The organism is Sphingopyxis sp. (assembly GCF_019459305.1).
Classification (GTDB): Bacteria; Pseudomonadota; Alphaproteobacteria; order Sphingomonadales; family Sphingomonadaceae; genus Sphingopyxis.
This window is the reverse complement of the sequence record NZ_JAIBES010000046.1, coordinates 82,007-89,631: the sequence shown is the minus strand read 5'-3', so window position 1 is coordinate 89,631 and position 7,625 is coordinate 82,007. Positions and strand designations below refer to the sequence as shown.

Below are 7,625 nucleotides of genomic sequence, written 5' to 3'. Positions count from 1 at the left end.
TTTTTGGGCTAATCGATGGCCCGCGGGGCGCGCTTTGCGTCCACGGTGGCGCGCGCCCACCGCGGCGCGCGCTGGCGCGCGGGGGGGTGGAAATTGCTCGACTGCCAGTTCATCACCCCGCACCTCGCCAGCCTCGGCGCGATCGAAATCCGCCAGGCCGACTATCTCGCGCGGCTCTATTCGGTGTTGGCGGGCGGCGACGGTGCAGCGGCGGGCGCTGGAGCAGGCGCGGCGGGCGTATCGCCGCCTTCGCCGCCGTTTGTCGCGGGCGACTGGGGCGTGCTCGACGCTTTGGGCGCCGCCGCCGCGCCCGATTTCGCCGCCGCGGGGGCCACCGGCTCGCCGCCGGGATATGTCATCGCACAGCTTTTGACGAAGACATCATAAATCGGGTGCTGGATGATGTTGCGGTCGGGCCGCTCGCGGAAAATCCAGCCCGAAAAGACGCGGCGCCATTTGTCGTCGCGTTGATCCTGCACCGTCAGTTGCACGAACGCGCCGGTTTCAGGCGGGTCTTCCCACGGCGCGGTTTGTTCGCACGCACGCAGCCGGACGATCGCGCGCCCGACGCGCGCAGATTCGCCGGGCTTCATTTCGAGTTCGCGGACCAGCCCGTTCCGCTTATTGAGCAGGCCGACAATCGCGATGCGCTCCGCCATCGGGGTCGCGCCCTCGATGCCGCCGACTTCCTGCGGGACGCGTTCGGATTTGGCGACGGTCGGCACCGTCGCGCTGCCATTACCCTTGGACGGTGACCGATCGCAGGCGGTCAGCGCGGTCGCGGCCAGCAGCGCGAACAGCGCGGTCGAAATCCGGCGCGACATTATTCGCCGGGCCGCCAGGCCTCATAATCGCCGGTCGCCGCAGCCCGCTGGCCGCCGCGCTCGAGCGCCCCGGCAGGGCGGTACGCGCCGGTGCTGCCGGTCAGGTTGGCGGTCGGTTCTTTTTCCCACGCGCGCGGCGCGGGCAGCATGTCGGTCGGCAGTTCGTCGAAAGTGCGGTGCAGCCAGCCGTGCCATTCGGGCGGCACCCGGCTCGCATCGTTCGATCCGTTGTAGATCACCCAGCGGCGATCGCCCTTGCGCGCCCGATGGTAGGTGTTGCCAAGGCCGTCCTCGCCGACCTTTTCGCCGGTTTTCCAGCTGTTCAGCAGTGTGCCGACGGTCGCACCGTCCCACCAGGTGAAAATCTTGCCGAGGATGCTCATGGCGAGGCGTTTACAGCCAAGGGTGCGCGCTTCGCAAGCGTCAAACGGTCGATCGCCCCGCTTTCGGGGCGCTATTTCCCATCTTTCCACGTCACTTTGGCAGTCTCGTCAATCCCGAGCCGCGCTGCGGTGCCTCCCGCGAGTTCCAGCACCGCGCTGACCTCACCCCCGCTGACCACCGGCTCAAGCGATTCGGGGATCGCGTTTTCCGCAATCCGGTCGATGCTGCCGTCGGCGCGGATGAAGATTATGTCGAGCGGGATTAACGTGTTCTTCATCCAGAAACTGCCGATCCGCGGCTTGTCGAACGGAAACAACATGCCGCCATCGGCGGGCAGGCTGGTGCGGAACATCAGCCCCTGGTCCTGCTCGGCATCGGTCCGCGCGACTTCGACGTTGAACCGATGCGTCTGGTCCTTGGCGGTGATCGTCACCGGGATCATCTGGACGCTCTCCACCTCGCTGGCGTCCTGGCTGCACCCCGTCATCGGCACGGCCAGCGTCAGGGCAAGAGCGGTCAAAATAGCGCGCATCGGCAGATCCTCATTCTGGCAATTTGGGCCAGCCCTAATCCAGCCCTGCATCATCGTCCAGCGCCGCCAGCGCCGCTTCGTCCCCCGGCGCAATCGCCACGATCCGCCGCGCCAGCGTCATGCTGTGCCCGGCGCGCAAAAACGCAGCAATCTGCCGCTCGCGCAGTTTTGGATCGTCGGCGAGACGCGTCGCAAACGGCCCGAACCGCCGCCGCCGCGCGAAGCCGACCGCCGATTCCTGGGCCGACGCCTCAGCAGTCTCGATCGCCTCGCCGCTGTCCGCCGCGGCGATGCCGTCGACATACAGCTGCGCCTTGACCCGCCGCACCCCCAGCCCCCGGCGTGTCATCGCCCCCGCGCGCATCACGGCATATTGGCGATCGTCGAGGAACTGCAACCGCTCCATCCGGTCGGCGACCGCCTCGCACGCGGCTACCGCGTCAACCTCGTCGGTCCACTCGGATTCGCGAATTTTTCGAGACAGATAGCGCGTCAGTTTGGCGCGGCTGGTCGCGAACCGCGCCACATAAGCCAGCGCCAGCTCGTCGAGCCGCGCCGCGCCCAAAGGTCTTTTTGTACGGTCGGGTGGATCGCGATGCTTGGGCATGTGCCATGTTTATGCCACAGTCGGGCCTGATTGAGAACGATCAGCGCCGCCATATCGGGCAATATAGCCCGAAAACGGGCGAATTTGTTCCAACTGCTAAGGGATCGCGCCAGGCACCATGACACGCAAAGATGACATGCTTGTTGCCGCGCGGCCCGTTTCGCGGGATGTCGCACCCCTTATGACCGATAATATTGCCTTTCCGGCGGACGAGCTCCAGCCGACGCCGACCTTCTGCGCCCAGCCGCGCCGCTTTTCGGACTTCGCCACCGTCGGCGAAGCGCTCGATTATGCCGCCAATGGTACGCGCGGGCTCAATTTCCACGATCCGCGGGGTAAGCTGGTGCGCCCCTACCCGTATAGCGAGCTGCGCGACGACGCCCTCCTCACCGCCTATCGGCTGATCGCGGCGGGGGTAAAACCCGGCGATCGCATCGCGCTGATCGCCGAAACCGGCGCCGAATTCGCCGCGCTGTTCTTTGGAACAATCTACGCTGGCGCCTGGCCCGTCCCACTGCCGCTGCCGACCAGCTTTGGCGGCCGCGATAGCTATGTCGGCCAGCTCGTCGTCCAGCTCACCAGCTGCGACCCTACGATGCTGTTCTTCCCGCCGGAAATCGCCACCATGGCCGTGGAAGCCGCCGAAGCGCAGAATGTGCTGCCGGTCGACTGGAGCGAATTTGCCGCCAAACCCGGGCCGGTGACCGACCTGCCCGCGCAGCAGTCGAACGAAACCTGCTATCTTCAGTACAGCAGCGGTTCGACGCGCTTCCCGCACGGCGTCGCGGTCACCCACGCCGCTTTGCTCAACAACCTCGCCGCGCATTCACACGGCATGGAAGTGCAGGACAGCGATCGCTGCGTTTCGTGGCTGCCCTGGTATCACGACATGGGCCTCGTCGGCTGCCTGCTCTCGCCGGTCGCGAACCAGGTGTCGGTCGATTATCTCAAGACCGAAGATTTTGCGCGCCGCCCGCTCGCCTGGCTCGACCTGATCAGCCGCAACGAGGGAACGACGCTCAGCTATTCGCCGACCTTTGGCTACGACATCTGCGCCCGCCGCGTGTCGAGTCAGACGCATGTCGCCGACCGTTTCGACCTGTCGCGCTGGCGCGTCGCCGGCAACGGCGCCGACATGATCCGTCCCGATGTGATGCAAAGCTTTGTCGATGCCTTTGCCGACGCGGGTTTCAGCGCCAGCGCCTTCCTGCCGAGCTATGGCCTTGCTGAAGCGACGCTCGCGGTCAGCATCATGCCCCCAGGTGAGGGGATCGTTGTCGAATTGGTCGAGGAAACCGAACTGTCAGGCGCCGCCAATGATGCGGGCCGCCCGACGCGATACCGCGCCATCGTCAACTGCGGCCGCGCCGCGCGCGACATGGTGATCGAGGTGCGCGACGAACTCGGCAATGCGCTGCCCGACCAGACCGTCGGCAAGGTTTGGTGCAGCGGTCCGTCGCTGATGACCGGCTATTATCGCGACCCCGAATCGACCGCCGCCTGCCTCGTCGACGGCTGGCTCGACACCGGCGATATGGGTTATTTGTCCGATGGTTACATTTACATCGTTGGCCGCGCCAAGGACATGATCATCATCAATGGCAAGAACCACTGGCCGCAGGATATCGAATGGGCGGTCGAGCAATTGCCAGGGTTCAAATCGGGCGACATTGCGGCGTTCGCGATCACTGCACCGGGGGGCGAGGAAACCCCCGCGGTGCTCGTCCAGTGCCGCACTAGCGACGAGGCCGAACGCATCGCCCTGCGTGAAACGATTCGCGACCGCGTCCGCGCTATTACCGGCATGAATTGCCTGATCGAGCTGATCCCGCCGCGCACCCTGCCGCGCACCAGTTCGGGCAAGCTCAGCCGCTCGAAAGCGCGCGCGCAATATCTTGCCGGGGAAATTCAACCCTTTGCGATGGCCGCCTGACACGAGGCACCGACCTTGCCCGCAAATTTTGTCCCGCTGCTGGACAAATAACACGTCAAATGAACGCGCTGGTTACCTTCGGGTAACACCCCGGCGCTAAACAGGCACGGTGAAAAGCCTGTTGACCGACCAGATCATTGCCGCAGAGATTCCAGCGCGGACCCTGTTGGGGCTGGGGCCGCGCGATGCCGACACCGGCAACCTCCGCCAATTGCAGCTTGCGCCGTTACGCGGTCAGGGATCGCTGCGCCTGTTCATGGGGCTCGGCATGGCGCTAGTCGCCACATTCACGATGATTCTCAGCGTCCCGCTCGCGATCGCCAGCAGCTGGCTCTGCGCCGGCCTGGTCTTCAGCCTGTGGTCGTACAGCCAGTTCCGCCGCCTACCGCTGGGTGATCCCAAATTGTCGGGAATCACCGAGTATCGGATGTGCAATCGCCACGCGCTCTATTCGGCGCTGTTCTGGAGCACGCCTTTCTGGCTCCACGGGTTTTCGCCGCCGCTCGACCATGTCCTGTCGATGTGGACGATCGCGGTGTTGATGATGGTCACGCTGGCAATCGTCGCTCACAGCGTTCCGATGGCGTGCATCCTGTTCATCGCCCCCGTCACCCTGTCGGCAGCCGCTGCGCTGGTGCGCGCCGACGCGCCCCAACTCGCGGCGGTCGCGGTGGTTGCAGGTTTCTTGCTCTGCAATTTCTGCGTCCGCTTTGCGCAAAGCCATATCCGGTTCCGCCATGCCGAAGAGACGCTGCACGAAAAGACCGAGACGGTCAGCCTGCTGCTGCGTGAGTTCGAAGAAACCTCGGCCGACTGGCTTTGGCAGACCGACAACAGCCGCCGCCTGGTCCATATCTCGCCGCGGCTGGCCTATGCGCTCGGCGCCCCGGCCGACGCGCTCGAAGGCGTCCCGTTGCTGCAGGCGCTGTCGGGCGATGCGTGGGACACCGGGCTGTTCCCAAAAAGTCTGCACGAAATGGCCGAACGGATGAAGCGGCGCGAAAGCTTTTCGAACCTGATCGTCCCCGTGACGATCGGTGGCGCCCCGCGCTGGTGGGAGCTGTCGGCGTCGCCGCGCCTCGACGAAGCGGGCAAGTTCCTCGGCTTCCGCGGCGTTGGTTCGGACGTCACCGAACAGCGCGCGACCGCCGAACAGATCGCCAAAATGGCGCGCTTCGATAACCTCACCGGCCTGCCCAATCGCCTCAGCCTCAACGAGGATCTGGCGCGCGCGCTGGCCCACGCGCTCGATGCCAAGGCACGCTGCGCGCTGCTGATCATCGACCTCGACCGCTTCAAGGCGGTCAACGATACGCTTGGCCATCCCGTCGGCGACAAGCTGCTGGCGCAGGTCGCCGCGCGGCTCAAAGGCCTGATGGAGCGCGGCATGACCTGCGGGCGCCTCGGCGGCGACGAATTTGCCGTCGTGCTGCACAACGTCGCGTCCGCCGATTCGGCAGAGGATCTGGCGAAACGGCTGATCGCCACGATCAGCCGCCCCTATGTGGTCGACAACCACCAACTGTTCGTCGGCGCCAGCATCGGTTTTGCGATCGGGCCGCAAGACGGCGCCACCGTCGAAACACTGACCCGCAACGCCGACCTTGCGCTCTACAAGTCCAAGGACAAGGGCGGCAACGTCGTCGCCGGCTATGTCGCCTCGCTGCACGCGCAAGCCGAAGAGCGCCGCGTTATGGAACAGGAATTGCGCGGCGCGCTCGAACGCCGCGAATTCGAACTTTATTACCAGCCGGTGGTCACCGCCGCCGACGGTACGCTCAACGGCTTCGAAGCGCTGATCCGCTGGCAGAACCAAAAGCTCGGCAATGTGTCGCCGGGACGGTTCATTCCCTTGGCAGAGGATGCGCGGCTGATCTCGCCGATCGGCGAATGGGTGCTGCGCACCGCGTGTCACGAAGCGATGAAATGGCCATCGAATTTGAAGGTCGCGATCAACGTGTCTGCCGACCAGCTGACCGACCCCAATTTCGCCTCGGTCGTCGTCTCGGCGCTGGCGCAAAGCGGGCTGCCGCCGCAGCGGCTGGAGATCGAAGTTACCGAAAGCGTGTTTCTGCGCGACGGCGGCGGCGCGGCGCAATTGCTCGACCAGCTGATCGGGCTAGGCATCCGCCTGTCGCTCGACGATTTCGGTACCGGCTATTCGTCACTCGGCTATTTGCGCAAGACGCAATTTTCGACGATCAAGGTCGACCGCAGCTTCGTTGTCGGCGCCGCCAAGGGCAGCATCGAATCGATCGCGATCATCCGCGCCGTCGTCGCACTCGCCGACAGCCTTGGCATGTCGACCACGGCTGAAGGTGCCGAAACCGAGCTGGAGGTCGAAACGCTGCGCAACATGGGATGCAGCAATATCCAGGGCTATTATTATGGCCGCCCGATGCCTGCCACCGACGTGCTGACGCTGTTTCGCGCGACCGATCCGTCGGCCAGCGCCGCGGCCTGACGGCGACCAGTCGAGCCAATCACACGACGAATTGACAGGCTTAACAAAAGGTTCCGCCGCTCACCGCGGCGTAGGCGCGACTCGTCGCGCGGTGGGTGGTGGCGCGGACAATCCATGGCAATGACGCTGCAACGCTTGAACACAAGCATTGGGGGTCGCATTTCATGCTCTATCGTCGCTTTCTGGCTGCCGCCATCGCGTCCGTACTGACGCTCACCGGTCTGCTCGTCAGCGCCCCCGCCGTAGCGCAGGGCTATCTCCAATGCGTGCCCTTTGCCCGCGCCGAATCGGGCGTCGACATTCGCGGCAATGCCAAGACCTGGTGGGCGCAATCCGCCAGCGACTATGCCCGCGGCGGCGAACCGCGCGAGGGTGCGGTGATGGCGTTTGCCGGTACCCGCGGCATGCCGATGGGCCATGTCGCAGTGGTCAAGAAAATCGTCAGCGACCGCGAAATCCGCATCGACCACGCCAACTGGTCGCCCATCAACGGCCGCCGCGGCCAGATCGAGCGCAATGTCCGCGTCGTCGACGTCAGCGATGCCGGCGACTGGAGCATGGTCCGCGTGTGGTACGCCCCGATCGGCGACCTCGGCCTGCGCGCAAACCCGGTCCAGGGTTTCATCTATGCCGGCGGCACCCCGAACAAGGCGCCGAGCTTCAAGGCGCCGGTGTGGGCGCAGAACGACTGGAAGCCCGGCAACGGCCTCGAAGTCGTGGCCGCGTCGCTCGGCCAGTAAACCGACAATTCAAAACCCGTTAGATTCGTAAGGAATTGGTGCCGTCGGCGCGAAGCCGCGTAGCGACTGCCCCCACCTAAATCCGTTCGCCCTGAGCTTGTCGAAGGGCCGTTCTTTCTTTCCAGCGTCGACGAAAGAAGG

General features: G+C 65.1%; 7 protein-coding genes and 1 pseudogene. 4 read left to right on the top strand and 4 right to left on the bottom strand.

Annotated elements, in window-relative coordinates; all coding sequences use genetic code 11:
* Nucleotides 1-15 precede the first annotated feature (15 nt).
* Nucleotides 16-138: pseudogene (locus tag K0M74_RS05420) on the top strand (leucyl/phenylalanyl-tRNA--protein transferase); the annotation flags it as partial.
* Nucleotides 139-176: 38 nt separating this feature from the next.
* Here the strand turns inward: K0M74_RS05420 and K0M74_RS05415 are convergent.
* The 4 genes from K0M74_RS05415 to K0M74_RS05400 all read right to left on the bottom strand — a co-directional run bounded on the left by K0M74_RS05415 (nucleotide 177) and on the right by K0M74_RS05400 (nucleotide 2,347).
* A complete protein-coding gene (locus K0M74_RS05415) occupies nucleotides 177-824 on the bottom strand; it encodes a DUF2155 domain-containing protein (RefSeq protein WP_293968883.1) in 648 nt (215 codons plus the stop codon).
* Nucleotides 824-1,207 (bottom strand): NADH:ubiquinone oxidoreductase subunit NDUFA12, encoded by a 384-nt coding sequence (locus K0M74_RS05410; protein ID WP_293968881.1) that lies wholly within the window; start codon nucleotides 1,205-1,207, stop codon nucleotides 824-826. The genes K0M74_RS05415 and K0M74_RS05410 overlap by 1 nt, the downstream gene beginning before the upstream one ends.
* Before the next feature lie 71 nt (nucleotides 1,208-1,278).
* A complete protein-coding gene (locus tag K0M74_RS05405; protein WP_293968887.1) occupies nucleotides 1,279-1,731 on the bottom strand; it encodes a DUF192 domain-containing protein in 453 nt (150 codons plus the stop codon).
* A gap of 43 nt (nucleotides 1,732-1,774) precedes the next feature.
* Nucleotides 1,775-2,347, bottom strand: coding sequence for a RecX family transcriptional regulator (locus tag K0M74_RS05400; RefSeq protein ID WP_293968879.1), 573 nt, complete (start codon nucleotides 2,345-2,347; stop codon nucleotides 1,775-1,777).
* 181 nt (nucleotides 2,348-2,528) lie between these two features.
* On the opposite strand from K0M74_RS05400, the gene K0M74_RS05395 reads away from it, so the two are divergent.
* The 3 genes from K0M74_RS05395 (at nucleotide 2,529) to K0M74_RS05385 (ending at nucleotide 7,484) form a co-directional block, all read left to right on the top strand.
* Nucleotides 2,529-4,280 carry a fatty acyl-AMP ligase gene (locus tag K0M74_RS05395; protein ID WP_293968877.1) on the top strand — a complete coding sequence of 584 codons (1,752 nt, stop codon included), beginning with the start codon at nucleotides 2,529-2,531 and terminating at the stop codon, nucleotides 4,278-4,280.
* Between the two features lie 109 nt (nucleotides 4,281-4,389).
* The gene (locus tag K0M74_RS05390) at nucleotides 4,390-6,744 is read left to right on the top strand and encodes a bifunctional diguanylate cyclase/phosphodiesterase (RefSeq protein ID WP_293968875.1); all 2,355 of its coding nucleotides are present in this window, start codon (nucleotides 4,390-4,392) and stop codon (nucleotides 6,742-6,744) included.
* A gap of 164 nt (nucleotides 6,745-6,908) precedes the next feature.
* The gene (locus K0M74_RS05385) at nucleotides 6,909-7,484 is read left to right on the top strand and encodes a CHAP domain-containing protein (protein WP_293968873.1); all 576 of its coding nucleotides are present in this window, start codon (nucleotides 6,909-6,911) and stop codon (nucleotides 7,482-7,484) included.
* Nucleotides 7,485-7,625: the final 141 nt, after the last annotated feature.